General features: G+C 63.2%; 38 protein-coding genes and 1 tRNA gene. 3 read left to right on the forward strand and 36 right to left on the reverse strand.

What is annotated here, in order from left to right:
• Positions 1–163: 163 nt before the first annotated feature.
• A complete protein-coding gene (locus tag QPK32_RS22195) occupies positions 164–718 on the forward strand; it encodes a Spy/CpxP family protein refolding chaperone (RefSeq protein ID WP_290414971.1) in 555 nt (184 codons plus the stop codon).
• Between the two features lie 78 nt (positions 719–796).
• Here QPK32_RS22195 and dsbD read toward each other — a convergent pair whose 3' ends face one another.
• From dsbD to QPK32_RS22345, 30 genes are all read right to left on the reverse strand, one after another.
• Positions 797–2692, reverse strand: a complete 1896-nt coding sequence (gene dsbD / locus QPK32_RS22200) for a protein-disulfide reductase DsbD (protein WP_290414972.1) — start codon at positions 2690–2692, stop codon at positions 797–799.
• Between the two features lie 189 nt (positions 2693–2881).
• Complete coding sequence (gene rplQ, locus QPK32_RS22205) at positions 2882–3277, reverse strand: 50S ribosomal protein L17 (RefSeq protein WP_290414973.1); 396 nt, start codon at positions 3275–3277, stop codon at positions 2882–2884.
• A 124-nt stretch (positions 3278–3401) separates the two neighbouring features.
• Complete coding sequence (locus QPK32_RS22210; RefSeq protein ID WP_290414974.1) at positions 3402–4379, reverse strand: DNA-directed RNA polymerase subunit alpha; 978 nt, start codon at positions 4377–4379, stop codon at positions 3402–3404.
• Between the two features lie 242 nt (positions 4380–4621).
• Positions 4622–5245 (reverse strand): 30S ribosomal protein S4, encoded by a 624-nt coding sequence (gene rpsD, locus QPK32_RS22215; protein WP_290414975.1) that lies wholly within the window; start codon positions 5243–5245, stop codon positions 4622–4624.
• Positions 5246–5489: 244 nt separating this feature from the next.
• Positions 5490–5894, reverse strand: coding sequence for a 30S ribosomal protein S11 (gene rpsK / locus QPK32_RS22220; protein ID WP_135205915.1), 405 nt, complete (start codon positions 5892–5894; stop codon positions 5490–5492).
• A gap of 14 nt (positions 5895–5908) precedes the next feature.
• Positions 5909–6274 (reverse strand): 30S ribosomal protein S13, encoded by a 366-nt coding sequence (rpsM, locus tag QPK32_RS22225; protein WP_290414976.1) that lies wholly within the window; start codon positions 6272–6274, stop codon positions 5909–5911.
• A 15-nt stretch (positions 6275–6289) separates the two neighbouring features.
• On the reverse strand, positions 6290–6403 hold the full coding sequence (rpmJ, locus tag QPK32_RS22230) for a 50S ribosomal protein L36 (protein WP_005663407.1): 114 nt from the start codon (positions 6401–6403) through the stop codon (positions 6290–6292).
• 37 nt (positions 6404–6440) lie between these two features.
• On the reverse strand, positions 6441–6659 hold the full coding sequence (gene infA / locus QPK32_RS22235; protein WP_005663428.1) for a translation initiation factor IF-1: 219 nt from the start codon (positions 6657–6659) through the stop codon (positions 6441–6443).
• A 32-nt stretch (positions 6660–6691) separates the two neighbouring features.
• On the reverse strand, positions 6692–8026 hold the full coding sequence (secY, locus tag QPK32_RS22240; protein WP_290414977.1) for a preprotein translocase subunit SecY: 1335 nt from the start codon (positions 8024–8026) through the stop codon (positions 6692–6694).
• 29 nt (positions 8027–8055) lie between these two features.
• The gene (gene rplO / locus QPK32_RS22245) at positions 8056–8487 is read right to left on the reverse strand and encodes a 50S ribosomal protein L15 (RefSeq protein ID WP_290414978.1); all 432 of its coding nucleotides are present in this window, start codon (positions 8485–8487) and stop codon (positions 8056–8058) included.
• Positions 8488–8514: 27 nt separating this feature from the next.
• Positions 8515–8694, reverse strand: a complete 180-nt coding sequence (gene rpmD / locus QPK32_RS22250) for a 50S ribosomal protein L30 (RefSeq protein WP_169434640.1) — start codon at positions 8692–8694, stop codon at positions 8515–8517.
• Between the two features lie 11 nt (positions 8695–8705).
• Positions 8706–9224 carry a 30S ribosomal protein S5 gene (gene rpsE, locus QPK32_RS22255; RefSeq protein ID WP_036172216.1) on the reverse strand — a complete coding sequence of 173 codons (519 nt, stop codon included), beginning with the start codon at positions 9222–9224 and terminating at the stop codon, positions 8706–8708.
• A gap of 12 nt (positions 9225–9236) precedes the next feature.
• Entirely contained in the window at positions 9237–9599 is a 363-nt protein-coding gene (gene rplR / locus QPK32_RS22260; protein WP_109345400.1) for a 50S ribosomal protein L18, read from the reverse strand.
• Positions 9600–9611: 12 nt separating this feature from the next.
• Complete coding sequence (gene rplF, locus QPK32_RS22265; RefSeq protein ID WP_290414979.1) at positions 9612–10145, reverse strand: 50S ribosomal protein L6; 534 nt, start codon at positions 10143–10145, stop codon at positions 9612–9614.
• A 10-nt stretch (positions 10146–10155) separates the two neighbouring features.
• A complete protein-coding gene (gene rpsH, locus QPK32_RS22270; protein ID WP_290414980.1) occupies positions 10156–10551 on the reverse strand; it encodes a 30S ribosomal protein S8 in 396 nt (131 codons plus the stop codon).
• A gap of 14 nt (positions 10552–10565) precedes the next feature.
• Positions 10566–10871: a 30S ribosomal protein S14 gene (gene rpsN / locus QPK32_RS22275; RefSeq protein WP_036240351.1), complete on the reverse strand. Its 306-nt coding sequence runs from the start codon at positions 10869–10871 to the stop codon at positions 10566–10568.
• A gap of 4 nt (positions 10872–10875) precedes the next feature.
• On the reverse strand, positions 10876–11415 hold the full coding sequence (rplE, locus tag QPK32_RS22280; protein ID WP_290414981.1) for a 50S ribosomal protein L5: 540 nt from the start codon (positions 11413–11415) through the stop codon (positions 10876–10878).
• A 6-nt stretch (positions 11416–11421) separates the two neighbouring features.
• The gene (gene rplX, locus QPK32_RS22285; protein WP_290414982.1) at positions 11422–11736 is read right to left on the reverse strand and encodes a 50S ribosomal protein L24; all 315 of its coding nucleotides are present in this window, start codon (positions 11734–11736) and stop codon (positions 11422–11424) included.
• A 10-nt stretch (positions 11737–11746) separates the two neighbouring features.
• A complete protein-coding gene (gene rplN, locus QPK32_RS22290) occupies positions 11747–12115 on the reverse strand; it encodes a 50S ribosomal protein L14 (RefSeq protein ID WP_036172202.1) in 369 nt (122 codons plus the stop codon).
• Positions 12116–12387: 272 nt separating this feature from the next.
• The gene (gene rpsQ, locus QPK32_RS22295; protein WP_047826119.1) at positions 12388–12660 is read right to left on the reverse strand and encodes a 30S ribosomal protein S17; all 273 of its coding nucleotides are present in this window, start codon (positions 12658–12660) and stop codon (positions 12388–12390) included.
• Positions 12657–12848 carry a 50S ribosomal protein L29 gene (gene rpmC, locus QPK32_RS22300; protein ID WP_290414983.1) on the reverse strand — a complete coding sequence of 64 codons (192 nt, stop codon included), beginning with the start codon at positions 12846–12848 and terminating at the stop codon, positions 12657–12659. The genes rpsQ and rpmC overlap by 4 nt, the downstream gene beginning before the upstream one ends.
• 12 nt (positions 12849–12860) lie before the next feature.
• Positions 12861–13280 (reverse strand): 50S ribosomal protein L16, encoded by a 420-nt coding sequence (gene rplP, locus QPK32_RS22305; protein WP_005663456.1) that lies wholly within the window; start codon positions 13278–13280, stop codon positions 12861–12863.
• Positions 13281–13282: 2 nt separating this feature from the next.
• Complete coding sequence (gene rpsC / locus QPK32_RS22310; protein ID WP_290414984.1) at positions 13283–14080, reverse strand: 30S ribosomal protein S3; 798 nt, start codon at positions 14078–14080, stop codon at positions 13283–13285.
• Positions 14081–14090: 10 nt separating this feature from the next.
• Positions 14091–14423 (reverse strand): 50S ribosomal protein L22, encoded by a 333-nt coding sequence (gene rplV / locus QPK32_RS22315; RefSeq protein WP_170976705.1) that lies wholly within the window; start codon positions 14421–14423, stop codon positions 14091–14093.
• A complete protein-coding gene (rpsS, locus tag QPK32_RS22320) occupies positions 14420–14695 on the reverse strand; it encodes a 30S ribosomal protein S19 (RefSeq protein WP_290414985.1) in 276 nt (91 codons plus the stop codon). Before rpsS ends, rplV begins: the two co-directional genes overlap by 4 nt.
• A gap of 9 nt (positions 14696–14704) precedes the next feature.
• Positions 14705–15532 carry a 50S ribosomal protein L2 gene (rplB, locus tag QPK32_RS22325; protein ID WP_290414986.1) on the reverse strand — a complete coding sequence of 276 codons (828 nt, stop codon included), beginning with the start codon at positions 15530–15532 and terminating at the stop codon, positions 14705–14707.
• Positions 15532–15849, reverse strand: coding sequence for a 50S ribosomal protein L23 (gene rplW, locus QPK32_RS22330; RefSeq protein ID WP_230023578.1), 318 nt, complete (start codon positions 15847–15849; stop codon positions 15532–15534). Before rplW ends, rplB begins: the two co-directional genes overlap by 1 nt.
• Complete coding sequence (rplD, locus tag QPK32_RS22335; RefSeq protein ID WP_290414987.1) at positions 15846–16466, reverse strand: 50S ribosomal protein L4; 621 nt, start codon at positions 16464–16466, stop codon at positions 15846–15848. The genes rplW and rplD overlap by 4 nt, the downstream gene beginning before the upstream one ends.
• A 3-nt stretch (positions 16467–16469) precedes the next feature.
• Positions 16470–17126, reverse strand: coding sequence for a 50S ribosomal protein L3 (gene rplC, locus QPK32_RS22340; protein ID WP_290414988.1), 657 nt, complete (start codon positions 17124–17126; stop codon positions 16470–16472).
• Positions 17127–17395: 269 nt separating this feature from the next.
• A tRNA-Val gene (locus QPK32_RS22345) sits at positions 17396–17472 on the reverse strand.
• Between the two features lie 506 nt (positions 17473–17978).
• On the opposite strand from QPK32_RS22345, the gene ggpS reads away from it, so the two are divergent.
• Together ggpS and QPK32_RS22355 are read left to right on the forward strand one after the other, a co-directional pair.
• Complete coding sequence (gene ggpS / locus QPK32_RS22350; protein WP_290414989.1) at positions 17979–20300, forward strand: glucosylglycerol-phosphate synthase; 2322 nt, start codon at positions 17979–17981, stop codon at positions 20298–20300.
• Positions 20301–20353: 53 nt separating this feature from the next.
• A complete protein-coding gene (locus QPK32_RS22355) occupies positions 20354–21487 on the forward strand; it encodes a mechanosensitive ion channel family protein (protein WP_290414990.1) in 1134 nt (377 codons plus the stop codon).
• 40 nt (positions 21488–21527) lie between these two features.
• Here the strand turns inward: QPK32_RS22355 and QPK32_RS22360 are convergent, their stop codons facing one another.
• The 6 genes from QPK32_RS22360 to QPK32_RS22385 form a co-directional block, all read right to left on the reverse strand.
• A complete protein-coding gene (locus QPK32_RS22360; protein ID WP_290414991.1) occupies positions 21528–22529 on the reverse strand; it encodes a LacI family DNA-binding transcriptional regulator in 1002 nt (333 codons plus the stop codon).
• A 95-nt stretch (positions 22530–22624) separates the two neighbouring features.
• Complete coding sequence (locus tag QPK32_RS22365) at positions 22625–23530, reverse strand: hypothetical protein (protein ID WP_290414992.1); 906 nt, start codon at positions 23528–23530, stop codon at positions 22625–22627.
• Between the two features lie 86 nt (positions 23531–23616).
• A complete protein-coding gene (locus QPK32_RS22370) occupies positions 23617–24003 on the reverse strand; it encodes a hypothetical protein (protein WP_290414993.1) in 387 nt (128 codons plus the stop codon).
• 11 nt (positions 24004–24014) lie between these two features.
• Entirely contained in the window at positions 24015–24212 is a 198-nt protein-coding gene (locus QPK32_RS22375) for a hypothetical protein (protein ID WP_290414994.1), read from the reverse strand.
• Between the two features lie 140 nt (positions 24213–24352).
• Positions 24353–24670, reverse strand: a complete 318-nt coding sequence (rpsJ, locus tag QPK32_RS22380; RefSeq protein ID WP_005663509.1) for a 30S ribosomal protein S10 — start codon at positions 24668–24670, stop codon at positions 24353–24355.
• Positions 24671–24861: 191 nt separating this feature from the next.
• On the reverse strand, positions 24862–25218 hold a 357-nt coding region (locus tag QPK32_RS22385), incomplete at its 5' end, for an elongation factor Tu (RefSeq protein WP_290414995.1).

The raw sequence follows: 25218 nt of genomic DNA on the forward strand, positions 1-25218 counted from the left end.
AAGAGCGCGACAGCGGACACGCCGTGCTTACATTTTCCCTCGAAGATGGACACATGCCGCACACGTTCCGACGCCTTCCGGGCGCACGTTGCGCGCAGACTCACGGCGCCTTGCGGCCACATCACGTGGCCGCCGCCGCGTTCAACCTGACTAGGAAAAAGAGATGACCATCATGCGCAAATCCATCGTTACCGCACTCGCCGCCCTGTCGCTGGGCGCGGCCGCCGTCGGCGCCCAGGCCCAGACCGCCGCTCCGGCAACCCAGGACCAGGCCCATCCGCAGGCCCAGCACCAGGGCCGCTTCGGCCATGGCCAGAAGCTGACGCCGGAACAACGCGCCGCGTTCCGCGCCAAGCGCATCGCCAAGCTGCACGACGAGCTCAAGATCACCCCGGCCCAGGAACAGGCCTGGAACACCTTCGTCGCCTCGATGCAGCCGCCGGCGCGCGGCCAGCACGGCCCGCGTGCGGACCGCGCCGCCCTCGCCAAGCTGCCGGCACCCGAGCGCATGGCCAAGGCCATCGAGCGCCAGAAGCAGCGCACGGCGGCCATGGAGCAGCGCCTGGGCGCGCTGAACGACTTCTACGCCGTGCTGACGCCGGAGCAGAAGCAGACCTTCGATGCCAAGGCGGCGCGCATGCAGCACCGCTTCCACCGCGGCGCCGGCGGCTGGCAGGGGAATGGGCAAGGCCGCGGCAGCGATACGGCCCGCGGCTGAACCGCCGTCACCACGAAAAACGGACACCCGCGGGTGTCCGTTTTTTTCGCATGAACGTAAAGATCGTCCTTGCAGGTGTTACCGAAGTTTTCCGAGCGAAGCGAGGAACTTGCCCGCGTCCTGGTAGCCGATCACGCGGCTGTCCGGGATTTCCTGCCCATCCTTGCCGAACAGGATGATGCCCGGCGGCCCGAACAGGCCGAAGCGTTTCAGCATCGCGCGGTCGTCGCCGTCGTTGGCGGTGACGTCGACCTGCAGCAGCACCGTGTTCGCCAGGCGCGCCTTGACGGCCGGATCGACGAAGGTCAGCTTCTCCATCTCCTTGCAGGACACGCACCAGTCGGCGTAGAAGTCGAGCATCGCCGTCTTGCCGGTGGCGGCATTGGCGGCCAGGGCGGCGTCGAGCTGGGCGACGGTCTTGATGCGGGTGAACGCGAGCGGCTGGTGCGCCGGGGCGCCGCCGGTGAAGCGGGCCAGCGGCGCGAACGGGTCGCGCGCGCCGCTCACCAGGCCGACCAGCTGGGTCGCGCCGACGACGACGGCCGCCGTGCCCAGGGCCAGTGCCGCCCAGTGCGCCTTCTTCCCGGCCCCGTGGCCGCGCACGAGATAAAAGCCGTAGCCGAGCAGCAGTGCCGCCCACAGCAGCATTTGCGCCAGGCCCGGCAGCACGGGAGAGACCATCCAGATCGCCATCGCCAGCATCAGCACGCCGAAGAAGCGCTTCACCGATTCCATCCACATGCCGGCGCGCGGCAGCAGCGAACCGGCCGACAGCCCGACCAGCAGCAGCGGGATGCTCATGCCGATGGCCATCGCGAACAGCGCGGCGCCGCCCACGAGCACGTTGCGCGTCTGGCTGATGTAGACCAGCGCGCCGGCCAGCGGCGCGGCCACGCAGGGGCCGACGATCAGCGCCGAGATCGCGCCCATCACGAACACGCCGGCCAGCTTGCCGGACGACTGGCGGCCCGACGCCGTGGACAGCCGGGTCTGCAGCGCGGCCGGCACCTGCAGCTGGTAGACGTCGAACATCGACAGGGCCATCGCCGCGATCAGCAGGGCAAAGGCGCCCAGCACCCAGGGATTCTGCAAGGCGGCCGCCAGGCCTTCTCCCAGCAGCCCCGCCGCCACGCCCAGCAGCGTATAGACGATCGCCATGCCGAGCGAATACGCGACCGACAGCGCGAAGCCGCGCGCGCGCTTCACGTCCTTGCCCTCGCCGACGATGATGGAGGACAGGATCGGCACCATCGGCAGCACGCAGGGCGTGAACGCCAGGCCCAGGCCGAGCAGCACGAAGGCAGGCACGATGGCCAGCAGGCGCCCGCCCTGCAGCAGCGCGCCGATGCCGGACAGTTCGGACGGGGTGGTTGCCTGCGGCGCGGGCGCGGCGGCCGGCGCCGGCGTGTCGACTTGCGGCGCGGCCTGCGGGGCCTGGCCGGGCAGCGGGAAGCCCTGGGCGCCGGGCGCAGTGGACTGGCCGGCAGGCGCATCGGCGGCAGAGCCGATCGGCAGTGACGGCTGCGCGGCGGCGGCGCCGGCCACGAGCTGCACGGAGGCGTCCTGGGGCGGATAGCACAGCCCCTTGTCGGCGCAGCCCTGCCCCGTCACGTTCAGCGTGAACGGGCCGCTGCCCTGCACCGGAATGCGGATCTCGACGCCCTTGTGGTAGGTCTCGACGTCCTTCTGGAAGGTCTCGTCGAACTTCACCTTGCCGGCCGGGATGGCGGGCTCGCCCAGCGTGGCGCCCGTGGCCGTGAACTTGAAGCGCTCGCGGTACATGTAGTAGCCGTCCGCGATCGCGTAGCTGACGACGGCCGTGTGGGCGTCGAGCATGCGCGCGGAAAGCCTGAACGCCTGCTCGGGCGGCAGGAAATCGTCGTCGGCATGCGCCGGCACGACGGCGGCCAGCACGGACAGCAGCGCGGCAAACAGGACCAGCAGGGAGCGGAGCGGAAGACGGAACAGGGACATGGATCGACAGGATTGGTTTCGGCGCAGCAGCATGGTACACCGCCGGGCGCGCCGCTGCACGGCCGGAGGACCATGGCGCAGGCAGGTCGAGCGCTTCGGCAAAGCGGATGAGACGATCGGGCAGGACGCCCGGCGCGCGGACGAAAAAAAACCAGGCGCGGGGCCTGGTTTTCATTGACGCTGAGTGGATTACTCGGCGGTCGGTGCGTCTTCTGCAGCGCCGACTTCCGGACGGTCCACCAGTTCGACGTATGCCATCGGTGCGTTGTCGCCGACGCGGAAGCCCATCTTCAGGATACGGATGTAGCCGCCCGGACGCGCGTTGTAACGCGGGCCGATTTCAGCGAACAGCTTCTGGACGATTTCGCGGTCGCGCAGACGCGAGAAGGCCAGGCGCTTGTTTGCCAGGGTGTCGTTCTTGGCCAGGGTGATGATCGGCTCGACGACTTTACGCAGTTCCTTGGCTTTCGGCAGCGTGGTCTTGATCGCTTCGTGACGCAGCAGCGAAACGGTCATGTTGCGCAGCATGGCCAGGCGGTGGGACGAAGTACGGTTCAGCTTGCGAAGGCCGTGACGGTGACGCATGGTAGTTCCTTTCGAGTGTTTTAAATCCAGTTCTTCGATCGTCCGAGCGCTTGCGCGCGAGGACGCGGACCGGTTCTAAGTTGAAAACTGCCCGGACGCCATTGCCCGGGCAGGTAGTGCAAAATTACTTCTCCAGACCAGCCGGCGGCCAGTTCTCGAGTTTCATGCCGAGCGTGAGACCGCGCGAAGCCAGGACTTCCTTGATCTCGTTCAGCGACTTGCGACCCAGGTTCGGGGTCTTCAGCAGTTCGTTTTCCGAACGCTGGATCAGGTCGCCGATGTAGTAGATGTTCTCGGCCTTCAGGCAGTTCGCCGAACGGACGGTCAGTTCCAGGTCGTCCACCGGACGCAGCAGGATCGGATCGACCAGCGGTGCGCGCGACGGCGCTTCCGCGGCGGCTTCGGTGCCTTCCAGGGCGGCGAACACGTTCAGCTGGTCGACGAGCACGCGGGCCGACTGGCGGATCGCTTCTTCCGGCGTGATGACGCCGTTGGTCTCGATGTTGATGATCAGCTTGTCCAGGTCGGTACGCTGCTCGACACGGGCCGATTCCACGGCGTACGACACGCGGCGCACCGGCGAGAACGAGGCGTCCAGGATGATGCGGCCGATGGTCTTGTTGGTGTCTTCCGACAGGCGGCGCACGTTGCCCGGCACGTAGCCGCGGCCCTTCTCGACCTTGATCTGCATGTCCAGCTTGCCGCCGGCCGTCAGGTGGGCGATCACGTGTTCCGGGTTGATCAGTTCGACATCATGCGGCAGGTCGATGTCCGATGCCAGGACCGGGCCTTCGCCTTCCTTCTTGAGGGTCAGCGTGACGGAGTCGCGGTTGTGGACCTTGAAGACCACGCCCTTCAGGTTCAGCAGCAGGTCGACGACGTCTTCCTGCACGCCGTCCAGCGACGAGTACTCGTGCACGACACCGGCGATCGTCACTTCGGTCGGTGCATAGCCGACCATCGACGACAGCAGCACGCGACGCAGCGCGTTGCCCAGGGTGTGACCGTAACCACGCTCGAACGGCTCCATCACGACTTTCGCGTGGCCGGCGCCCAGTGCTTCGACGTCGATGATACGTGGCTTCAACAAACTATTTTGCATGAAATGTCCTTTTCAATACCCTCGGCTCGTTACACCGATAAGGCTGATGGCATCAGTAGAAACGCCCGCTGCGATGGCGGGCGGTACAACGAATTCTGTGTGGGGACGGAGTAGAAAAACCGCCGTCGTCCCTGCGAAGGCAGGGACCCAATTTCTGCAAGCGCAACCGGCTGCTCGAAATTGGGCCCCTGCCTGCGCAGGGGTGACAAAAGCGGACGGCTCGCGCCGCCCGCTTTTGTCAATCAACGCGAGTACAGTTCGACGATCAGTGCTTCGTTGACGTCGGCAGCGATCTCGTTACGCTCCGGGAATGCGCGGAAGGTGCCTTCGAACTTCTTGGCATCGACCGAGACCCAGCTCGGGAAGCCGACTTGTTCAGCCAGCGACAGCGCTTCGGCGATACGCACTTGCTTCTTGGCCTTTTCGCGGACAGCGACGACGTCGCCGGTCTTGACCTGGTACGACGCGATGTTCACGACGTTGCCGTTGACGGTGAAGGCCTTGTGGCTCACCAGCTGGCGTGCTTCGGCGCGGGTCGAACCGAAGCCCATGCGGTAGGCGACGTTGTCCAGGCGCGATTCCAGCAGCTTCAGCAGGGTTTCACCGGTGTTGCCCTTGCGGCGCGACGCTTCGGCGAAGTAGCGGCGGAACTGACGCTCCAGCACGCCGTAGATACGCTTGACCTTCTGCTTTTCGCGCAGCTGGTTGCCGTAGTCCGAGGTACGCTGGCCCGACTTGACGCCGTGCTGGCCCGGCTTGACGTCCAGTTTGCACTTGGAGTCGAGCGAGCGGCGTGCGCTCTTCAGGAACAGGTCGGTGCCTTCACGGCGCGACAGTTTTGCTTTTGGTCCGATATAACGTGCCACGTTAAACTTCCTTTATTTGAATGATCACGCCCCGGATGCGGATTACTATAAAAATCCACAACAGGCGCTAGTCCAGCTCTGCATGAGACCGGACGTGGCTTGTAAAAACCGCCCGAGCCGGGAGACCAAGGCGACAATAGCCGGGCAGTATAACCCATTTCTGGGCCAACTGCACCGGCGGGTGCGATACCACGATCGCGCGGCGTATCGTCTTCACGACAGGCGGCCAGGCCGCCCGCGGGAATTAGATACGACGACGCTTCGGCGGACGGCAGCCGTTGTGCGGAACCGGCGTCACGTCCTGGATCTCGGTGATCTTGATGCCCAGGTTGTTCAGCGCGCGCACAGCCGACTCACGGCCCGGGCCCGGGCCCTTGATGCGCACTTCCAGGTTCTTCACGCCGTATTCCTGAGCGACCTTGCCAGCAGCTTCGGCAGCAACCTGCGCTGCGAACGGGGTCGACTTGCGCGAACCCTTGAAGCCGGCGCCGCCGGAAGTTGCCCACGACAGAGCGTTGCCCTGACGATCGGTGATCGTGATGATGGTGTTGTTGAACGATGCGTGGACGTGTGCGATGCCTTCAGCGACGTTCTTTTTGACTTTCTTGCGGACGCGTGCTGCTGCCGCCGAGCTTTGTTGCTTAGCCATGGTCAGTTCCTAGATTATTTCTTGAGCGATTGAGCTGCCTTGCGCGGGCCCTTGCGGGTACGTGCATTGGTACGGGTGCGCTGGCCGCGGACCGGCAGGCCCTTGCGGTGACGCATGCCACGGTAGCAGCCCAGGTCCATCAGACGCTTGATGTTCATGGACAGCTCACGGCGCAGATCGCCTTCGACGACGAACTTGCCGACTGCTTCACGCAGCTTTTCCAGTTCGTTGTCGTCCAGATCCTTGACCTTCTTGTTGGTAGCAACGCCAGTCGAAGCGCAGATCTGCTGCGAGCGGGTGCGACCGATACCGTAGATCGCCGTCAGGCCGATGACGGTGTGCTGATGATTGGGGACGTTGACCCCTGCAATACGTGCCATTCGTTATTCCTCGTATTAACCTTGACGCTGCTTGTGACGCGGCTCGACGCAGATCACACGGACCACGCCCTTGCGCTTGATGATCTTGCAGTTGCGGCAGATCCGCTTGACTGAAGCGTTAACTTTCATTTTGCACTCTCTTCCAGATTCGATAACTTGATTACTTTTACTTGGTGCGGAACACGATGCGGGCCCGGGACAAGTCGTACGGGGTCAGTTCCACCGTTACCTTGTCACCCGGAAGGATGCGGATGTAATTCATCCGCATTTTACCCGAGATGTGTCCTAACACCACGTGCCCATTTTCCAGCTTCACGCGAAAGGTCGCGTTCGGGAGATTCTCGAGAATCTCCCCTTGCATTTGGATGACGTCGTCTTTTGCCATTCGGTCTGATCACTCCTGGTTGCGTCCCGCGCTCAGCGCGACGGGATGCCGCCCTTGAAATTTGCCTTGCGCAGCAGCGATTCATATTGCTGCGACATGACGTAGTTCTGCACCTGCGCCATGAAGTCCATCGTGACGACCACGATGATCAGGAGCGAGGTTCCGCCGAAGTAGAAAGGAACTTTCCACTGGCTCTGCAGGAACTCCGGCAACAGGCACACTGCCGTGATATAGACCGCACCGGCGAGGGTCAGGCGCATCAGGATCTTGTCGATGTAGCGCGCAGTCTGCTCGCCCGGACGGATGCCCGGAACGAAAGCGCCGCTCTTCTTCAAGTTGTCCGCCGTCTCCTTGCTGTTGAATACCAGCGCCGTGTAGAAGAAGCAGAAGAACACGATCGCCACCGCATACAGCAACGCGTGGATCGGCTCGCCGGCGGTCAACGACGCTGCAAGGTCCTTCAAGAACCCGATGAACGGGTTATTGGTGTCCTTGCCGCGCGTGAACCAGTCGACGATCGTGGCCGGGAACAGGATGATCGAGGAAGCGAAGATCGGCGGGATCACGCCGGCCATGTTCAACTTCAACGGCAGGTGGCTGGATTGGCCACCGTAGATCTTGTTACCGACCTGGCGTTTCGCGTAATTCACCAGGATCTTGCGCTGGCCGCGTTCGACGAACACGACCGCGTAGGTCACGAGGGCCACCAGAATCACGATGAAGATTGCGGCGAAGCTGCTGATCGAACCGTTCGACACCAGGGTGAACAAGCTACCCAGTGCGTTCGGCAGACCGGCTGCGATACCGGCAAAAATGATGATCGAGATACCGTTGCCAAGACCGCGCTCGGTGATCTGCTCGCCCAGCCACATGAGGAACATGGTGCCGGTCAGCAGGGTCGTGACGGTCACGAAGCGGAAAGCCACGCCCGGGTCGATGACCAGGCCTTGCTGCGCTTCCAGCGCGACTGCGATGCCGAACGCCTGGAACAGAGCCAGCACCACCGTGAAGTAACGGGTGTACTGGGTGATCTTGCGGCGACCGGCCTCGCCCTCTTTCTTCAGTGCCTCCATCTGCGGCGAGACGATCGACACCAGCTGCATGATGATCGAAGCCGAAATGTACGGCGTAATGCCAAGTGCGAACACGGCAAAGCGGGACAGGGCACCACCGGAGAACATGTTGAACATGCCCAGGATGCCGCCCTCGTTCTGCTTGAACAGCTGGGCCATGGCGACCGGGTCAATCCCGGGGACCGGGATATGAGCACCGATACGGTACACGACCAATGCGCCAAGCAAGAACCACAACCGGCCCCAGGGGAAGCCGGAAGCGGCACTTTTACCAAGTTGTGAATTAGTCGCCAATTTTTGCTCCGATCAGGCAGCGGTCGCGCTTACGCGACCGAGCCGCCAGCTGCTTCGATCGCTGCCTTCGCGCCAGCGGTGGCCTTGATGCCTTTCAGGTTCACCGCCTTGGTGATTTCGCCCGACAGGATCACGCGCACGTCGCGAGCGACGACCGGCAGCACGCCGGCTTGCTTGAGCACCAGGATGTCGATGTCGCCGACGGCCAGGTTGTTCAGGTCCGACAGGCGCACTTCCGCCTTGAACGAAGCGTTCAGGGACTTGAAGCCGCGCTTCGGCAGACGACGCTGCAGAGGCATCTGACCGCCTTCGAAGCCGACTTTGTGGAAGCCGCCCGAACGCGATTTCTGACCCTTGTGACCGCGGCCGGCAGTCTTGCCCAGGCCCGAGCCGATACCGCGACCGACGCGGCGCTTAGCGTGCTTGGCGCCGTCTGCTGGTTGGATGGTATTGAGTTGCATTATTTTCTCCGTTGACCAAGCCGCGGCTTAGTCGACAACTTTAACGAGGTAGCTGACCTTGTTGATCATGCCGCGGACCGACGGGGTGTCCTGCAGCTCGGAGACCGAGTTGACACGACGCAGACCCAGGCCGCGCACGGTGGCGCGGTGATCCTGACGGGTACCGATCAGGCCTTTGACCAGCTTGACTTTAACGGTGTTTGCCATGGTAATTCCCCTTAACCCAGGATCTCTTCGACCGACTTGCCGCGCTTGGCAGCGATGTCAGCCGGGGTGCTCATCTTCGCCAGACCGTCGAGGGTGGCGCGAACCAGGTTGTACGGGTTCGACGAACCGGTCGACTTGGCGACCACGTCGGTCACGCCCATCACCTCGAAGATAGCGCGCATTGCGCCGCCGGCGATCACGCCGGTACCCGGCTTGGCCGGCGACATCAGGACGCGCGAGGCGCCGTGACGGCCAGTGACGGTGTGCTGCAGCGTACCGTTCTTCAGGGGCACCTTGATCAGGTTGCGGCGGGCTTCTTCCATCGCTTTCTGCACGCCGACCGGAACTTCCTTCGACTTGCCCTTGCCCATGCCGATGCGGCCATCGCCGTCACCGACAACGGTCAGCGCTGCAAAACCCATGATACGACCACCCTTGACCACCTTGGTCACGCGGTTGATCGCGATCATTTTCTCGCGCATGCCATCATCCGGCTTGTCGCTTGCCATTTTCGCTTGCATTTTTGCCATGACGATTCTTCCTTAGAACTTCAGACCGGCTTCGCGCGCGGCTTCTGCCAGCGCCTTCACACGGCCGTGGTAACGGAAACCCGAACGGTCGAATGCGACTTCGGTGATCCCTGCTTTCAGTGCTTTTTCTGCGACGCGCTTGCCGACCAGGGCAGCTGCGGCAGCGTTGCCGCCGGCGCCAGTCTTGCCAGCCAGTTCCGCGCGCACTTCTGCTTCCAGCGTCGAAGCCGACACCAGGACTTTGGCGTCCGGGCTGATCAGGTTCGCATAGATGTGCAGGTTGGTGCGGTGCACCGACAGGCGGTTCACGCCCAGCTGCGCGATCTTGATGCGGGTTTGGCGCCCACGACGCAGACGCGATTCTTTCTTGTCCATCGTCAACTCCGATTATTTCTTCTTGGTTTCTTTGAGCTTCACCACTTCGTCCGCATAGCGGACACCCTTGCCCTTGTAAGGCTCAGGCGAGCGGTAAGCGCGCACTTCTGCGGCAACCTGGCCGACCTTTTGACGATCGATACCCTTGATCAGGATTTCGGTCGGGGTCGGGGTCGTTGCGGTGACGCCTTCCGGCATCGCGTGCAGAACCGGGTGCGAGAAACCCAGGGACAGGTTCAGGGCGTTGCCCTGGACTGCCGCCTTGTAACCCACGCCGACCAGGGTCAGCTTGCGCTCGAAGCCCTTGGTCACGCCGGTCACCATGTTGTTGACCAGTGCACGCAGGGTGCCCGACATCGCGTTCGATTCGCGCGAATCGTCGATCACGTCGAAGGTCAGCGTGCCGTTGTTGTTTTCCACTTTGACCAGGCCGTTCAGCGGCTGGGTCAGGGTGCCCAGCGGGCCCTTGACGGTGATCGACGACGCGTTGATCGCGACATCGGTACCGGCCGGGACGGCGATTGGCATCTTAGCTACTCGAGACATCGTCTACTCCTTAAGCCACGTAGCACAGCACTTCGCCACCGACACCGGTTGCGCGTGCTTTGCGGTCGGTCATCACACCCTTCGGGGTCGAGACGATTGCCACGCCCAGGCCGTTCATGACCTGAGGGATTTCATCCTTGCCCTTGTAGATGCGCAGGCCAGGACGGGAGACGCGCTCGATGCGCTCGATAACCGGACGGCCAGTGTAGTACTTCAAACCGATTTTCAGTTCAGCCTTGCCACCTTCGGTGGTCACGGCGTAATCTTCGATGTAACCCTCGTCCTTCAGGACGTTGGCAATCGCAACCTTCACTTTCGACGACGGCATCGACACGTTGGTCTTCTGCACGCCTTGTGCGTTGCGGATGCGGGTCAGCATATCGGCGATAGGATCGCTCATACTCATTGCTTGTTCTCCTATTACCAGCTAGCTTTGGTCATACCCGGGATTTCGCCTTTCATGGCGAATTCGCGGAGTTTGGTACGGGCCAGACCGAATTTACGGAAAGTGCCACGGGGACGGCCGGTCATGGCGCAGCGGTTGCGCTGGCGGGTCGGGGCCGAGTTGCGCGGCAGAGCCTGCAGCTTCAGGCGCGCTTCGTAACGTTCTTCTTCGGTCTTCGACTGGTCGTCGATGATTGCTTTCAGAGCTGCACGCTTTGCGGCGAATTTCTCCACCAGGTCTGCACGCTTCTGTTCGCGGTTAATCAGTGCAAGTTTTGCCATGCTCTTAGTTCCTGAACGGGAATTTGAAGGCGGCGAGCAGCGCTTTGGCTTCTTCGTCGGTCTTGGCGGTGGTCGTGATCGAGATGTTCATGCCACGCAGCGCATCGATCTTGTCGTAATCGATTTCCGGGAAGATGATCTGCTCTTTGACGCCGATGTTGTAGTTGCCACGACCGTCGAACGACTTGCCGCTGACGCCGCGGAAGTCACGCACGCGCGGCAGGGCCACGGTGATGAAACGGTCCAGGAATTCGTACATGCGGGCGCCGCGCAGGGTCACCATCGTGCCGATCGGGTAGCCTTCGCGGATCTTGAAACCTGCGATTGCCTTGCGAGCCTTGGTCACGACCGGCTTCTGGCCGGCGATCTTGGTCAGGTCGCCAGTAGCGTGCTCGATGACCTTCTTGTCGGCGACTGCTTCGGACAGACCCATGTTCAGGGTGATCTTGGTCAGGCGCGGGACTTCCATGATCGACTTGTAACCGAACTTCTCGGTCAGTTCGCCGACGACTTTGTCTTTATACAGTTGTTGGAGACGGGCCATTTCTTATTACCCCTTCACTACTTCGCCGTTCGACTTGAAGACGCGGACTTTTTTACCGTCCACATCCTTGAAGCCAACGCGGTCTGCCTTGCCGGTCGCAGCATTGAACAGCGCGACGTTCGACACGTGAATCGGCATGGTCTTGTCGACGATACCACCAGTTACGCCGGTCATCGGGTTCGGCTTGACGGCCTTCTTGGCCACGTTCACGCCTTCGACGATGACGTGCTCAGCATCAACGCGTTGCTGAACGACACCGCGCTTGCCCTTGTCCTTGCCGGCCAGGACGATGACTTCGTCGTTTTTACGAATCTTAGACATTACGACTCCCTTACAGAACTTCAGGTGCCAGGGACACGATCTTCATGAACTTCTCGGTGCGCAGTTCGCGCGTCACCGGTCCGAAGATACGGGTGCCGATCGGCTCCAGCTTGGCGTTCAGCAGCACGGCGGCATTGCCGTCGAACTTCACCAGGGAACCGTCTTGGCGGCGCACACCTTTGGCGGTACGCACGACCACGGCATTGTAGATTTCACCTTTCTTGACGCGACCGCGCGGTGCGGCTTGCTTCACGGTGACCTTGATCACGTCGCCAATGCTGGCGTAACGGCGTTTCGAGCCGCCCAATACCTTGATGCACAGGACTTCCTTGGCACCGGTATTGTCGGCCACTTCGAGCCGGCTTTCGGTTTGAATCATGATATTTTCTTTCCCAACTTAAGCCGTAGAAAACCCCACGGATATACCGTAGGCCTGCGGTCAGTCTTGGTCCCGTCGCACCGCCCCTGCTGGAGCGCCACGTTTGGGTGATTGGACTTTCCAATGTACTTCGTTTGCAGGCCGCAGCAATCGCGGGAGGACAAACTGCGGCAACACATGAACGAAGCCCGCTAGTATTACACAATACCAGCGGGCGTCGCAAGACAAATTTTCAGGGTGTCGCAAAGCTGCCGCGCCACCCCGTACTGCTCTTACAGAACCTGTGCGACCTGTACGACTTTGGTCAGGGTCCAAGCTTTCGTCTTCGAGATCGGGCGACCTTCCTGGATCTCGACCGTGTCACCGGTCTTGGCCTGGTTGGTCTCGTCGTGCGCGTGATACTTGTTCGAGCGCACGATGATCTTGCCGTACAGCGGGTGCTTGACGTGACGCTCGACCAGCACGGTCACCGTCTTGTCCATTTTGTCGGACACGACCTTGCCGACCAGCGTACGCTTCAGCGCCGTTTTAGTGGTGTCGTTCATTTGGCTTCCTTCTGGTTCATCACGGTCTTGACACGCGCGATATCGCGGCGCACCTTCTTGAGCTGGGCGGTGTTGCTCAGCTGCTGCGTAGCGAGTTGCATGCGCAGGCCGAACTGTGCCTTCAGCAGCTCATTCAGCTCTTGCTGCAGAGCTGCCTGGTCTTTGCCGCGGAGTTCCGTTGCTTTCATTCTTAACTCCTGTTATTGGCCGACTTGGCGTACCACGAAGGTGGTTGCCAGCGGCAGTTTGGCAGCGGCCAGGCGGAATGCTTCGCGCGCCAGTTCTTCTGCGACGCCGTCCATCTCGTACAGGACCTTGCCCGGCTGGATTTCAGCGACGTAGTACTCCGGATTACCTTTACCGTTACCCATACGGACTTCGGCCGGCTTGTTCGAGATCGGCTTGTCCGGGAAGATGCGGATCCAGATACGACCGCCACGCTTGATGTGACGGGTCATGGCACGACGCGCCGCTTCGATCTGGCGTGCGGTGATACGGCCGCGGGCAACTGCCTTCAGGCCGAATTCGCCGAACGACACTGCGGTGCCGCGGGTGTGCGAAATGCCGGTGTTACGGCCCTTCTGCTCTTTACGATACTTTCTGCGGGATGGCTGCAGCATGCTTATTCTCCTGCTTTCTCAGCAGCAGCCGGCTTGGCAGCGCGGCGGCCTGCTGGAGCGGTACCTGGTTTGGCGCCCGGACGGCCACGGCCTGCCGGCTTGCCATCATCGCGACGCGGACCGCGCGGTTTTTTCTCGTCGGCCGGCACGTCGATGACCGGAGCTTCACCAGTCGGCGAACGGTCGCCCTTGTAGACCCAGACTTTCACGCCGATGATGCCGTACGTGGTCGAGGCTTCGCTGGTGCCGTAGTCGATGTCGGCGCGCAGGGTGTGCAGGGGCACACGGCCTTCGCGGTACCATTCGGTACGTGCGATCTCGATGCCGTTCAGACGGCCCGACGACATGATCTTGATGCCGACGGCGCCCAGGCGCATCGCGTTCTGCATCGCGCGCTTCATGGCGCGGCGGAACATGATACGTTTTTCGAGCTGCTGGGCGATCGAATCGGCGATCAGCTGCGAATCGATTTCCGGCTTGCGGATCTCTTCGATGTTCACGTGCACGGGCACGCCCATGATCTTGGTCAGCGACGACTTCAGGACTTCGATGTCTTCGCCTTTCTTGCCGATCACGACGCCAGGACGCGACGAGTAGATCGTGAAGCGCGCGTTCTTGGCCGGACGCTCGATGACGATGCGGCCGACGGAGGCGTTCTTCAGTTTCTTCTTCAGGAAGGCGCGGGCTTCCAGGTCTTCCTTCAGCATGTCGGCGAAGTTGCCGTTGCCAGCGTACCAACGCGATGCCCAGTTACGGGTGACCGCCAGGCGGAAGCCGGTTGGGTGGATTTTCTGACCCATCGTATGCTCCTTAGTTACCGACAGTCACGTAGACGTGACACGATTGTTTCGAAATGCGATCGCCGCGGCCTTTTGCACGAGCCGTGAAACGCTTCAGGATCGGGCCCTTTTCGACATAGATCTGAACCACTTTCAGTTCGTCGATGTCGGCACCATCGTTGTGCTCGGCGTTCGCGATTGCGGACTCCAGCACTTTCTTGATGATGGTCGCGCCTTTTTTCGGGCTGAACTGCAGGATGTTCAGCGCAGCGTCGACTTTCTTGCCGCGGATCAGGTCCGCAACCAGGCGGCCCTTTTGCTCCGACAGGCGAACGCCTTTGAGGATAGCTTTAGTTTCCATTATTTCTTCGCCTTCTTGTCAGCGGCGTGGCCCTTGAACGTGCGGGTCAGGGCGAATTCGCCCAGCTTGTGACCGACCATGTTCTCGGAGACGTACACCGGCACGTGCACCTTGCCGTTGTGGACAGCGATCGTCAGGCCGATGAAGTCCGGGGTGATCGTCGAGCGGCGCGACCAGGTTTTGACCGGCTTCTTGTCTTTCGACGCTTGCGCGGCTTCGACCTTCTTCACCAGGTGGGCGTCAATGAACGGCCCTTTTTTCAATGAACGAGTCATGTCTTATCCTTATTTCTTGCCGCGGCGCGAAACGATCATCGACGACGTACGCTTGTTCGAACGCGTCTTCTTGCCCTTCGTCTGCTGGCCCCACGGCGACACCGGGTGACGACCCGCAGCCGTACGGCCCTCACCACCACCGTGCGGGTGGTCGATCGGGTTCATGACGACACCACGGACGGTCGGGCGGACACCGCGCCAACGCATTGCACCGGCTTTACCGATCTTGCGCAGGCTGTGTTCGGCGTTGCCGACTTCGCCCACGGTGGCGCGGCACTCGATGTGCACGCGGCGCACTTCACCCGAGCGCAGGCGAACCTGGGCGTAGGTGCCTTCGCGGGCCATCAGCACGACAGCGGCGCCGGCGGTGCGGGCCATCTGTGCGCCTTTACCCGGCAGCATTTCGACGCAGTGCATCACGGTACCAACCGGGATGTTGCGGATCGGCAGGCAGTTACCGGCCTTGATCGGTGCTTCCGCGCCGTTCATGACGGTGTCGCCGACAGCCACGCCCTTCGGGGCGATGATGTAGGCGCGCGAACCATCGGCGTAGCACAGCAGCGCGATGTGGGCGGTACGGTTCGGGTCGTATTCGATACGCTCGACCTTGGCCGGGATGCCGTCCTTGTTGCGCTTGAAGTCGACAACGCGGTAGTGATGCTTGTGACCACCGCCGATGTGGCGGGTGGTGATGTGGCCGTTGTTGTTACGGCCAGCAGTCTTCGATTTCTTCTCAACCAGGGCTGCGAACGGACGACCTTTGTACAGGTCGGCGTTCACAACCTTCACCATGCCGCGGCGGCCTGGGGAGGTTGGCTTCATCTTAACGAGTGCCATTATTTAGCCTCCTCGACAAAATTGATTTCCTGGCCCGGCTTCAGGGCCACGAAAGCGCGCTTGGTGTGGTTGCGACGACCGACGAAACGGCCCGAACGCTTCTGCTTGCCTTCGCGGTTCACGGTCTGCACCGATTCCACTTCGACCTTGAACAGCAGTTCGACGGCAGCTTTGATTTCCGGCTTGGTCGCGTCCGGCAGGACCTTGAACACGATCTGTTCGTTCTTTTCCGCGACGAAGGTCGCCTTTTCGGAAATGACCGGAGCCAGCAGCACCTTCATCAGGCGCTCTTCGCTGAATTTGATTGCGGCGCTCATGCGTACATCTCCTCGATCTTGGCCAGAGCAGCTTTGGTGACCAGGACTTTCTTGTAGAACACCAGCGACATCGGGTCAGCGTGCTTCGGCTCGACAACCAGCACGTTCGGCAGGTTGCGCGATGCCAGCAGCAGGTTCTCGTCGATGGTGTCGGTGATCACCAGGACCGATTCCAGGCCCATGCCCTGCAGCTTTTGCGACAGCAGCTTGGTCTTCGGAGCTTCGATGGTCAGGTTCTCGACGACGTTCAGACGCTCTTCGCGGGCCAGCTGCGACAGGATCGAGCACATACCGGCGCGATACATCTTCTTGTTGACCTTGTGCGAGAAGTTCTCGTCCGGCGAGTTCGGGAAGATGCGACCACCGCCGCGCCACAGCGGCGACGACGACATACCGGCACGAGCGCGGCCCGTACCTTTTTGACGCCACGGTTTCTTCGTGGTGTGGCTGACTTCTTCACGATCCTTCTGCTTGCGGTTGCCGCTGCGCGCGTTGGCGGCGTAGGCGACCACGATCTGGTGGATCAGTGCTTCGTTGTAATCGCGACCGAAGACTTCGTCGGTGGCGCTCACGTTCGAGCCGGCTTGGCCTTGCTCATTCAGGAGCTTGAGTTCCATCGTTTAAGCTCCCTTCTTTGCTTTGACTTTGACAGCCGGCTTGACGATCACTTGACCGTTCTTGGCGCCAGGAACGGCACCTTTCACCAGCAGCAGTTGACGCTCGGCGTCGATGCGAGCGATTTCCAGGTTCTGGGTGGTGACGGTAACGTCGCCCAGGTGACCGGTCATGCGCTTGCCCGGGAACACGCGGCCCGGATCCTGCGCCATACCGATGGAGCCAGGAACGTTGTGCGAACGCGAGTTACCGTGGGTTTGACGACCCGATGCGAAGTTGTAACGCTTGATGGTACCGGCGTAGCCTTTACCGATCGAGGTGCCTTGCACGTCGATTTTCTGGCCGACTTCGAACAGGGAAACATTGACTGCGTCGCCGGTCTTGAAACCAGCGGCTTGTGCGGCGTCGATGCGGAATTCCTTCAGCAGCGTACCGGCTTCCACGCCAGCTTTGGCGTAGTGACCCGCAGCGGCCTTGTTCACGCGCGAAGCGCGACGTTGACCGAATACGACCTGAACTGCCGAATAACCGTCAGTTTCAGGAGTTTTGATTTGCGCAACACGGTTGTTCGACACGTCCAGCACGGTGACGGGGATCGAATCGCCGTCGTCCGTGAAGATGCGCATCATGCCAACCTTGCGACCGAGAAGGCCCAGGCTCATTTTTTCTCCATTCCCACCTACGATTGGGCGGGGCTAATTGAACTACTACCAAAAAAGCATGGGCAAAAAAGACAGACCCATACCAAAGCCGGCTAGTATAGCGCGCGCTCCGCATGGACGCAACAAGAGAATACGAGGATTAACGCAGTCTGTTGCGCGTTACGCAGTAGTTCTGGAGATCTGAGGAATCCGTTCCGGCGGAACGGCACAGAAAAGACACCTTGGCATCTTTTCTCTGCAGGCTCGGGGCCTGCGCTTTGGAGGAATTCTGGTGGGCGGTGCAGGATTCGAACCTGCGACCCCTTGGATGTCGACCAAGTATTCTAACCAGCTGAACTAACCGCCCGGGGAGCCGCATTATACGAGCTTCTTTTGGCAAAGCGCAATAGCGAATTTCAAAAAGATATGCGACGTGCGTATGCAACTGAGCTTGCTCAAGCGTGACGCGGGTTGTCGANGGGAGCCGCATTATACGAGCTTCTTTTGGCAAAGCGCAATAGCGAATTTCAAAAAGATATGCGACGTGCGTATGCAACTGAGCTTGCTCAAGCGTGACGCGGGTTGTCGATGTCTTTTTGCAATGCTAGACTCGTCCGGATTCATCGAGGGACAAGCGCCGTCTCACACCCATAAATACAGGCATCACCACCAATCCTCTCGCTGGCGCACGGGGCGGCATATTGCCGCGGCCCCGCTGTCTTTTCCCTCTTCGCGGCGGACGCAACGACGACGTGTCCGCCATTCCCATGCGCGCCTCCGGCCCCCGGCCGCGACGTTGCGCGCCCATTCTCTCGTCGTGCCCGGCACACTTTGCCGGCCATACGGCGGGACATCGCTATCAAGGATGATCCCATGACCGCTGCTGTTCCCTTCCGTTTCCGCCCTTCCTTCCTCGATCCGAGGAAGCTCGTCCTCGCCACCGACCTCGACGGCACCCTGCTGGCCGGCCCGCAGGAAGCGCGGCGCCGCGTGCGCGAACTGTTCGGGGGCGGCCTGGAAGGGGCGACGCTGGTATTCGTGACGGGACGCGGCCTGGAGTCCGTGATCCCGCTGCTGGCCGACCCGACCATCCCGACGCCCCACTACATCATCGCCGACGTCGGCGCCACCGTCGTGCACGGCGACCTGACCCCGGTCGAACCGCTGCACCACGAGATCGCCGCGCGCTGGCCCGGCAGCCAGGCCGTGCTCAAGGCGCTGGCCGGCTTTCCCCAGCTGGAGCGCCAGAGCGTGCCGCAGGAGCGGCGCTGCTCGTTCTTCGTCGGCGAAAACGCGATCACGCCGGCCTTGAAAAGCGCCGTCGCGGAACTCGGCTGCGACCTGCTGTATTCGGCCGGCCGCTACCTGGACGTGCTGCCGCGCGGCGTCGCCAAGGGCCCGGCCCTGCGCCGCCTGGCCGAGGCGGCCGGCTTCGACCCGGCCCACATCGTCGTCGCCGGCGACACGCTGAACGATTTGTCGCTGTTCGAGGCAGGGTTCCGCGGCATCGCCGTGGGCGGCTCGGAGCCGGCCCTGGTGGCGGCGGTCGCCCGCATGAAGCACGTGTACATCGCCGACGATGCCGGCTGCGGCGGCATCCTCGACGGCCTGGCCCACCACGGCCTGGGCGAAGCGGGCCGCGAGCTGCCCCCGGCCGAGGAGGCGCGCGGCAAGGCGGAGCTGGTAATGGTCTACCACCGCCTGCCGTTCGACGAAGCCGTCGAGAACGGCGTGCCCGTGCGGCGCCGCCCGAAGAGCCCGAACGGCATCATGCCCACGCTGCTGAGCCTGTTCTCCGACGGCCGCACGGGTTCCTGGGTCGCCTGGTCGCAGCAGGCGTCGCGCACCCCCGAAGGCTTTACCAGCCACGTCGCCGTCGACCGGGAGCGCTATCCGAACCTGGAGGCGGCGCGCGTCCCGCTGACGGCGGAAGACGTCGACCTGTTCTATAAAAAGTTTTCCAAGGAAGCGTTCTGGCCGATCATCTTTTCCTTCCCGGACCGCGCCGTGTTCCGCCAGGACCACTGGGAACGCTACCTTGAAGTGAACCGCCTGTTCGCCGAACAGACGGCGCGCGAAGCGGCGGAAGGGGCCACCGCCTGGATCCACGACTACAACCTGTGGATGGTGCCGGCCTTCCTGCGTCCGCTGCGCCCCGACCTCAAGATCGCCTTCTTCCACCACACGGCCTTCCCGTCCAGCGACGTCTTCAACATCCTGCCGTGGCGCCGCGACATCGTCGCCAGCCTGCTGCAATGCGACTACGTGGGCTTCCACGTTCCGCGCTATGCCGAGAACTTCCTCGACGCGGCGCGCTCGTTCACGCCGCTGGAAGTGGTCGGCACGACGCCTTGCGCGCCGCGCTTCCTCACCTACGGCTGCGCACTGGGGGTCGACGCGACCACGACGGCCATCGAGGTCGGCGGACGGCGCGTGGCCCTGGGCGCGCACCCGGTCGGCACCGACGTCGCCCTGATCGAACGCCTGATGCGAACGCCCGCCGTGGCGCAGGACCTGGCCGAGATCGACGGTTACCTGGCCGGCCGCACGGGCATCGTGTCGATCGAGCGCCTGGATTACGTCAAGGGCTCGCTGGAAAAGCTGCAGGCCTTCGAGCGGCTGCTGGAACAGCATCCGGAACTGGCCGGCAAGGTCACGCTGCTGAACATCATCACCCCCGCGGCGCCCGGCATGGAAATCTACGACAGCCTGCGCGAGGAACTCGACCGCACGGTGGGCCGCATCAACGGCCGCTTCTCCACGCTGGAATGGGTGCCGGTGCGCTACTTCTACCGTTCGCTGCCGTTCGAGGCGGTACTGGCCCACTACGCCGCCTGCGGCATCGCCTGGATCACGCCGCTGCGCGACGGCCTGAACCTGGTCGCCAAGGAATACGTGGCGGCGCGCCAGGCCGTCGGCAAGCCGGGCACGCTGATCCTGTCCGAATTCGCCGGCGCCGCCGTCGAGCTGCATGGCGCCCTGCTGACCAATCCGTACGACACGCACTCGATGACGAGCACTTTATATCGTGCCATTACAATGGGGCCCGACGAAGCCGCCTACCGCACCGAGCGCATGGCCGCCATCGTCGCCGAACACGATGTCGCGCGCTGGGGGCAGGAATTCCTCGACGCGGTGGCGAGCGCGGCCCAGGAGGCGCGAGGGCAGGCGGAAAGCCAGGCGCGTGCCGCATGAGCGCCGGGCGCGAGCCGTATACGCGGCGCCGACGATACTGAAAGGGATTTTGAATGCAGTTAGTTTTCTTCAATAACACCGTGCTGGCCTGGCTGACGGCCCTGGGCATCGCCGTCGGGGTCACGCTGGCCCTGGTGGTCATCAAGAAAGTGGTCGTGCACCACCTGCGGATCCTGTCCGAGCGTACCGCGACCCGCCTCGACGACATCGCCGTCGAGGCGCTCGAGGCCACTCGGCTGCTGGTGATGGCCGTCATGGGCCTGTATGCCGGCAGCACCTTCCTGGACCTGCCGCCGTCCGTCGACCTGTTCGCCAAGCGCACGGCCATCGTGGTCGGGCTGGTGCAGGCGGCGCTGTGGGGCAATGCGGCGCTGCGCGGCTGGCTCAAGCAGTACTACGAGAACCGCGCCACCGAGCCGGGCCGCGCGACCTCGGCCGCGGCGCTGGGCTTCGTCGCGCGCATGGTGCTGTGGATCGTGATCCTCTTGATGATCCTGGATAACATGGGCGTGAACATCACGACCCTGGTGGCCAGCCTGGGCGTGGGCGGTATCGCGGTGGCGCTGGCCGTGCAGAACATCCTGGGCGATCTGTTCGCCTCGCTGTCCATCGTATTGGATAAACCCTTCGTGATCGGCGACTTCATCATCGTCGACAAATACCTGGGCACCGTCGAGTACGTGGGGCTGAAGACGACGCGGATCCGCAGCCTGTCCGGCGAGCAGCTGGTGTTCTCGAACGCCGACCTGCTCAAGAGCCGCCTGCAGAACATGACGCGCATGAGCCGCCGCCGCGTCGTGTTCTCGATCAGCGTCACCTACGACACGCCGCGCGACAAACTGGCCGCGATCCCGCCGATGCTGACGGAGATCGTCAAGGCCCAGCAGGAAGTCAGCTTCGACCGCGCCCATTTCCAGGGCATCGGGCCGTCGTCGATGAATTTCGAGGTCGTGTACTGGGTCGAGTCGCCGGACTACAACCGCTTCATGGACATCCAGCAGCAGATCCTGCTGCAGATCGTCGACGGCCTGCAGGAGCGCGGCGTCCAGCTGGCCTACCCGACGCAGGCGCTGCACGTGCACGATACGCGGCCGACGGCGCAGGACGCCGACTGGCTGGGCGGCGCCGGGGATGCGCCGCGCGGCACCCCGCCCTCCCCCGCCGAAGGCGCCGCGCCGCGGCCTTGAAGCAAAGAGGACGGCGGCGGCGGAAGGCAGCGACGCCCCCTCAGCGCGGCGGCGCGCAGGTCGCCCGCAGCACGAGCCGGCTTTCCAACGCCGTGCGGCGCTGCGCCGCCTGGCCGCCGCGGATGCGTTCGACGAGCCAGGCAAGCGCCAGGCGCGCCATGTCGCGCTTGGGCGGCGCCACCGTCGTCAGCGGCGGGCTGGTGTAGCCGACGCCGTCGAGGTCGTCGAACCCGATCACGGACAATTGCTCCGGTACGCGCACGCCGATCTCGCGGGCGGCCCACAAGCCGCCGAAGGCCATCAGGTCGCTGGTGGCGAAGATGGCGCTGGGCGGGCGGTCCGACGTCAGCAGGCGATTGAATGCGGCGTAGCCGCCGGCGCTGGTGAAGGCCTCGTGCACGATGCGCTCGCGCGGCACGGGCCGCCCGGCCTCCTCCATCGCGCGCAGGAAGCCGCCCAGGCGCTCGCGCGTGCGCGGCAGGCTGGCCGGCCCGGCCACGCAGGCGATGTCGCGGTGCCCCAGTTCGAGCAGGTGATGGGCGGCCTGGGCGGCGCCGCCCGGCTCGCCGGCCAGGATCGCATCCGCCTCGAGGCCGGGCAGCGCGCGCTCGATCTGGATGATCGGGACGGTCTCGGCGCGCGTCAGCAGTTCGCGCTCGCGGTCGGCGCTGCTGACCACCAGCACGAGGCCGTCGATGCGCTTTTCCATCAGCAGGCGCAGGTAGGCGGCCTGCTTGGCGGCGCCGCCCTGGGCATTGCACAGGATGATGTTGTAGCCGGCCTCGAAAGCGGCGTCCTCGAGCCAGCGGATCAGCTCGGCGAAATACGGGTTCGACGAATCCGGCACGAGCACGCCGATCATGTTCGTCTTGTCGTTCTTGAGGCTGCGCGCCACGGCACTCGGGATGTAGCGCATCTCGGCGATCACGCCCAGCACCCGCTGGCGCACGTCGTCGCTGACGACCCGGGTATTGTTGATGACGTGCGAGACCGTCGAGATCGAAACCCCGGCGCGCTCCGCCACCTGCTTCATTGTCGCCATCGCGTTCCTCCTGGAGAGCGATTATCGGCGATGAGTTTCAGTTATATCAAGTTTCAGAATGCCGGTCGCGGTGCCGAGAGCGGTTCGCCTGCGGTTCAGCCTTCCTTCCTCGCCGCGCCGACGGCGTCGACCAGGGCATCGGGCCGGTCGACGTAGAGGAACACGCAGTCGATGCCTGCGCGCTCCCGCCCCAGGTGCTCGAGGCGCACGGCCTCGCCTCGTTTCAGGACCAGGACGGCATTCGGCTTGTCGAACGGGGAAACCGTCAGCGTGCGCAGGACGTCGACGCCATGGCGCGCACACCAATGGGCGGCGGGTTCGTCGATGCGCCGGCAGTCGGCGATGGCATCCAGGGGGATATCGCCGGCCGCCCGCGCGCCCACGCGCAGCCGCAGGATGGCGCCGTCCAGCGCATGGCAGCCGGCGCCGACCAGCCAGCGGTCGCCCAGCACCCAGGCCAGCGTCGCGATGCCGCCCATCGTCATGACGACGTGCAGCAGCCGGCGCTTGTCCGGGTCCACGGGCAGCACGGCAACGATCGCCGCGTCCAGCGGCAGCTCGACCAGGAGGCAGAACACGGCGATGGCGAACACGGTACGGTAGGCGCCGACGCCGAGGTAGCCGAACGCCTGCCCCGCCGGCGCCGCCGGCTGCGGACGCCGCAGCAGCCACGCGATGCAGCCGCGGCGCTGGGCCCGGCCCAGGCGCAGCAGGCCGACCAGCTCCGGCGGCAGCCAGGCGGCCGGGAGGCGGCGCCAGTCGCGGGCGGCGAGCGCGGCGCGGGTGCGCGCCAGCGCGTCGGGCAGATGGGACAGGTCCTTCGCCGCCAGGATCAGGACGGGCATGGCAAAGAGCAGCGGGCGGACGGCCTGGAACAGCGATGCCGGCAACACCATGCCGAGGAACATGCAGCCGAGCAGGAGCAGCCAGGCGTTGCGCAGGACGGTGGTCCACGGGGTCCGGCGTACCCGTTCGGCATGTATCTGCAGCATCGGCGTCATGTCGCTCTCCTAGGGATGATCCGGTCGCTGGTTCGCGTATTCGGACACGGCTTCTGCCTCGGGAATCAGACGCGCGTACTGGATGTTCAAGGTAATCGCTTCGCTATAGCGCAGCACGAAATAGTCGCCGTCGACGTCATAGAAGCGGCTTTCGTTGCCGTCCGCGCTGCCGGGCTTCTTGTCGGCCGCGATGGGGTACTCACTACCGCAGTGGTTGCCTCCGCCTGGCTTGTGGGGGCGGATGACAGGAGCTTGAGCAGGACGAGCGGCTCGAAGTCGTGGCCTGGCCAGTAATGCGACAGGCCGAGCCAGGTCGAATGCAGGGCCAGGGCCCACAGGACCGCCTCGGCGACGACGTGCCCGAACGGCGAGTAATCGAGAGAAGTGCGTTCGGAGCGCTTGAGGTTGGTCCGAAAGATGAAGCCGGGAAGGAGAAGCAGGAAGACGATGAGCGCAGGCAGGGCAACGTTCATGCGAACGTGGTTTATGCCGCCTTGGCGTTGGGGACGATCACGGCGCGCACCAGTTGACCGTTTTCGCGGCGAATATGAAACGTACCGCCGCCGTCATGTCGCTCCGCCGGAGACGCCGGCCGCTCGCGCGTGATGAACTGCCGCAGCTGGTCCCGCGCTTTCGGGTCAGCAAGAAGTTCCGATGCGAGTTGGCTTTTGAGGGCTTTCATGGTTTCACTATGCCACAAGTGCGGCGCGAATGCTTGGCTAATTCGTATTGCTTTCGCCGCAACAAAAAAACAGGGCCGGTCCGCCATGCGGTACCGGCCCCGTGGTCGCCGGCGGAACGTGTCCGCCCGGGCGAATGGGATTACTGCAGCTTGATTTCGACGTCGACGCCAGCCGGCAGGTCCAGCTTCATCAGTGCGTCGACGGTCTTGTCGGTCGGGTCGACGATGTCCATCAGACGCTGGTGCGTACGGATTTCGAACTGGTCGCGCGAGGTCTTGTTCACGTGCGGGGAACGCAGCACGTCGAAACGCTGGATGCGGGTCGGCAACGGGACCGGGCCCTTGACGACGGCGCCGGTGCGCTTGGCGGTGTCGACGATTTCCAGAGCGGACTGGTCGATCAGTTTGTAGTCGAACGCTTTCAGGCGGATGCGGATTTTCTGATTCGGAGCGGACATGCTATTTCCTTTAAAAGAACGTTCCGGCTTGATGCCGGCAATGTGGTAAAGGTACTTCGGTACAGCTCAAGAGGCGGGAGTATATCATCGTTCCCGCTCAAACAGATGGGGACAGACCAAAAAGTCTGTCCCCATCGTTGTGCCCGTCAGACGGCCCGGAGGCCGCCTTCAGGCGATCTCAGCCTGATGAATTAGGCCAGGATTTTTGCTACAACGCCGGCGCCGACGGTACGGCCGCCTTCGCGGATTGCGAAGCGCAGACCTTCTTCCATCGCGATCGGAGCGATCAGCTTGACGGTGATCGACACGTTGTCGCCCGGCATGACCATTTCTTTGTCGGCCGGCAGCTCGATCGAGCCGGTCACGTCAGTCGTACGGAAGTAGAACTGCGGACGGTAGTTGTTGAAGAACGGGGTGTGACGGCCGCCTTCGTCTTTCGACAGGACGTACACTTCGCCGGTGAAGTTGGTGTGCGGCTTGATCGAGCCCGGCTTGGCCAGAACCTGGCCACGCTGGACGTCTTCACGCTTGGTACCGCGCAGCAGCAG

It is taken from the genome of Massilia sp. YIM B02763, from assembly GCF_030412015.1.
Classification (GTDB): Bacteria; Pseudomonadota; Gammaproteobacteria; order Burkholderiales; family Burkholderiaceae_D; genus Telluria.

What these genes read in the sequence shown, in the direction of transcription:
- QPK32_RS22195 (WP_290414971.1), top strand. Translation starts at nt 164, where the DNA reads ATGACCATCATGCGCAAATCCATCGTTACCGCACTCGCCGCCCTGTCG.
- dsbD (WP_290414972.1), bottom strand. Translation starts at nt 2,692, where the DNA reads ATGTCCCTGTTCCGTCTTCCGCTCCGCTCCCTGCTGGTCCTGTTTGCC.
- rplQ (WP_290414973.1), bottom strand. Translation starts at nt 3,277, where the DNA reads ATGCGTCACCGTCACGGCCTTCGCAAGCTGAACCGTACTTCGTCCCAC.
- QPK32_RS22210 (WP_290414974.1), bottom strand. Translation starts at nt 4,379, where the DNA reads ATGCAAAATAGTTTGTTGAAGCCACGTATCATCGACGTCGAAGCACTG.
- rpsK (WP_135205915.1), bottom strand. Translation starts at nt 5,894, where the DNA reads ATGGCTAAGCAACAAAGCTCGGCGGCAGCAGCACGCGTCCGCAAGAAA.
- rpsM (WP_290414976.1), bottom strand. Translation starts at nt 6,274, where the DNA reads ATGGCACGTATTGCAGGGGTCAACGTCCCCAATCATCAGCACACCGTC.
- rpmJ (WP_005663407.1), bottom strand. Translation starts at nt 6,403, where the DNA reads ATGAAAGTTAACGCTTCAGTCAAGCGGATCTGCCGCAACTGCAAGATC.
- infA (WP_005663428.1), bottom strand. Translation starts at nt 6,659, where the DNA reads ATGGCAAAAGACGACGTCATCCAAATGCAAGGGGAGATTCTCGAGAAT.
- rplO (WP_290414978.1), bottom strand. Translation starts at nt 8,487, where the DNA reads ATGCAACTCAATACCATCCAACCAGCAGACGGCGCCAAGCACGCTAAG.
- rpmD (WP_169434640.1), bottom strand. Translation starts at nt 8,694, where the DNA reads ATGGCAAACACCGTTAAAGTCAAGCTGGTCAAAGGCCTGATCGGTACC.
- rpsE (WP_036172216.1), bottom strand. Translation starts at nt 9,224, where the DNA reads ATGGCAAAAATGCAAGCGAAAATGGCAAGCGACAAGCCGGATGATGGC.
- rplR (WP_109345400.1), bottom strand. Translation starts at nt 9,599, where the DNA reads ATGGACAAGAAAGAATCGCGTCTGCGTCGTGGGCGCCAAACCCGCATC.
- rplF (WP_290414979.1), bottom strand. Translation starts at nt 10,145, where the DNA reads ATGTCTCGAGTAGCTAAGATGCCAATCGCCGTCCCGGCCGGTACCGAT.
- rpsH (WP_290414980.1), bottom strand. Translation starts at nt 10,551, where the DNA reads ATGAGTATGAGCGATCCTATCGCCGATATGCTGACCCGCATCCGCAAC.
- rpsN (WP_036240351.1), bottom strand. Translation starts at nt 10,871, where the DNA reads ATGGCAAAACTTGCACTGATTAACCGCGAACAGAAGCGTGCAGACCTG.
- rplE (WP_290414981.1), bottom strand. Translation starts at nt 11,415, where the DNA reads ATGGCCCGTCTCCAACAACTGTATAAAGACAAAGTCGTCGGCGAACTG.
- rplX (WP_290414982.1), bottom strand. Translation starts at nt 11,736, where the DNA reads ATGTCTAAGATTCGTAAAAACGACGAAGTCATCGTCCTGGCCGGCAAG.
- rplN (WP_036172202.1), bottom strand. Translation starts at nt 12,115, where the DNA reads ATGATTCAAACCGAAAGCCGGCTCGAAGTGGCCGACAATACCGGTGCC.
- rpsQ (WP_047826119.1), bottom strand. Translation starts at nt 12,660, where the DNA reads ATGAACGACACCACTAAAACGGCGCTGAAGCGTACGCTGGTCGGCAAG.
- rpmC (WP_290414983.1), bottom strand. Translation starts at nt 12,848, where the DNA reads ATGAAAGCAACGGAACTCCGCGGCAAAGACCAGGCAGCTCTGCAGCAA.
- rplP (WP_005663456.1), bottom strand. Translation starts at nt 13,280, where the DNA reads ATGCTGCAGCCATCCCGCAGAAAGTATCGTAAAGAGCAGAAGGGCCGT.
- rpsC (WP_290414984.1), bottom strand. Translation starts at nt 14,080, where the DNA reads ATGGGTCAGAAAATCCACCCAACCGGCTTCCGCCTGGCGGTCACCCGT.
- rpsS (WP_290414985.1), bottom strand. Translation starts at nt 14,695, where the DNA reads ATGACTCGTTCATTGAAAAAAGGGCCGTTCATTGACGCCCACCTGGTG.
- rplB (WP_290414986.1), bottom strand. Translation starts at nt 15,532, where the DNA reads ATGGCACTCGTTAAGATGAAGCCAACCTCCCCAGGCCGCCGCGGCATG.
- rplW (WP_230023578.1), bottom strand. Translation starts at nt 15,849, where the DNA reads ATGAGCGCCGCAATCAAATTCAGCGAAGAGCGCCTGATGAAGGTGCTG.
- rplD (WP_290414987.1), bottom strand. Translation starts at nt 16,466, where the DNA reads ATGGAACTCAAGCTCCTGAATGAGCAAGGCCAAGCCGGCTCGAACGTG.
- rplC (WP_290414988.1), bottom strand. Translation starts at nt 17,126, where the DNA reads ATGAGCCTGGGCCTTCTCGGTCGCAAGGTTGGCATGATGCGCATCTTC.
- ggpS (WP_290414989.1), top strand. Translation starts at nt 17,979, where the DNA reads ATGACCGCTGCTGTTCCCTTCCGTTTCCGCCCTTCCTTCCTCGATCCG.
- QPK32_RS22355 (WP_290414990.1), top strand. Translation starts at nt 20,354, where the DNA reads ATGCAGTTAGTTTTCTTCAATAACACCGTGCTGGCCTGGCTGACGGCC.
- QPK32_RS22360 (WP_290414991.1), bottom strand. Translation starts at nt 22,529, where the DNA reads ATGGCGACAATGAAGCAGGTGGCGGAGCGCGCCGGGGTTTCGATCTCG.
- QPK32_RS22365 (WP_290414992.1), bottom strand. Translation starts at nt 23,530, where the DNA reads ATGACGCCGATGCTGCAGATACATGCCGAACGGGTACGCCGGACCCCG.
- QPK32_RS22370 (WP_290414993.1), bottom strand. Translation starts at nt 24,003, where the DNA reads ATGAACGTTGCCCTGCCTGCGCTCATCGTCTTCCTGCTTCTCCTTCCC.
- QPK32_RS22375 (WP_290414994.1), bottom strand. Translation starts at nt 24,212, where the DNA reads ATGAAAGCCCTCAAAAGCCAACTCGCATCGGAACTTCTTGCTGACCCG.
- rpsJ (WP_005663509.1), bottom strand. Translation starts at nt 24,670, where the DNA reads ATGTCCGCTCCGAATCAGAAAATCCGCATCCGCCTGAAAGCGTTCGAC.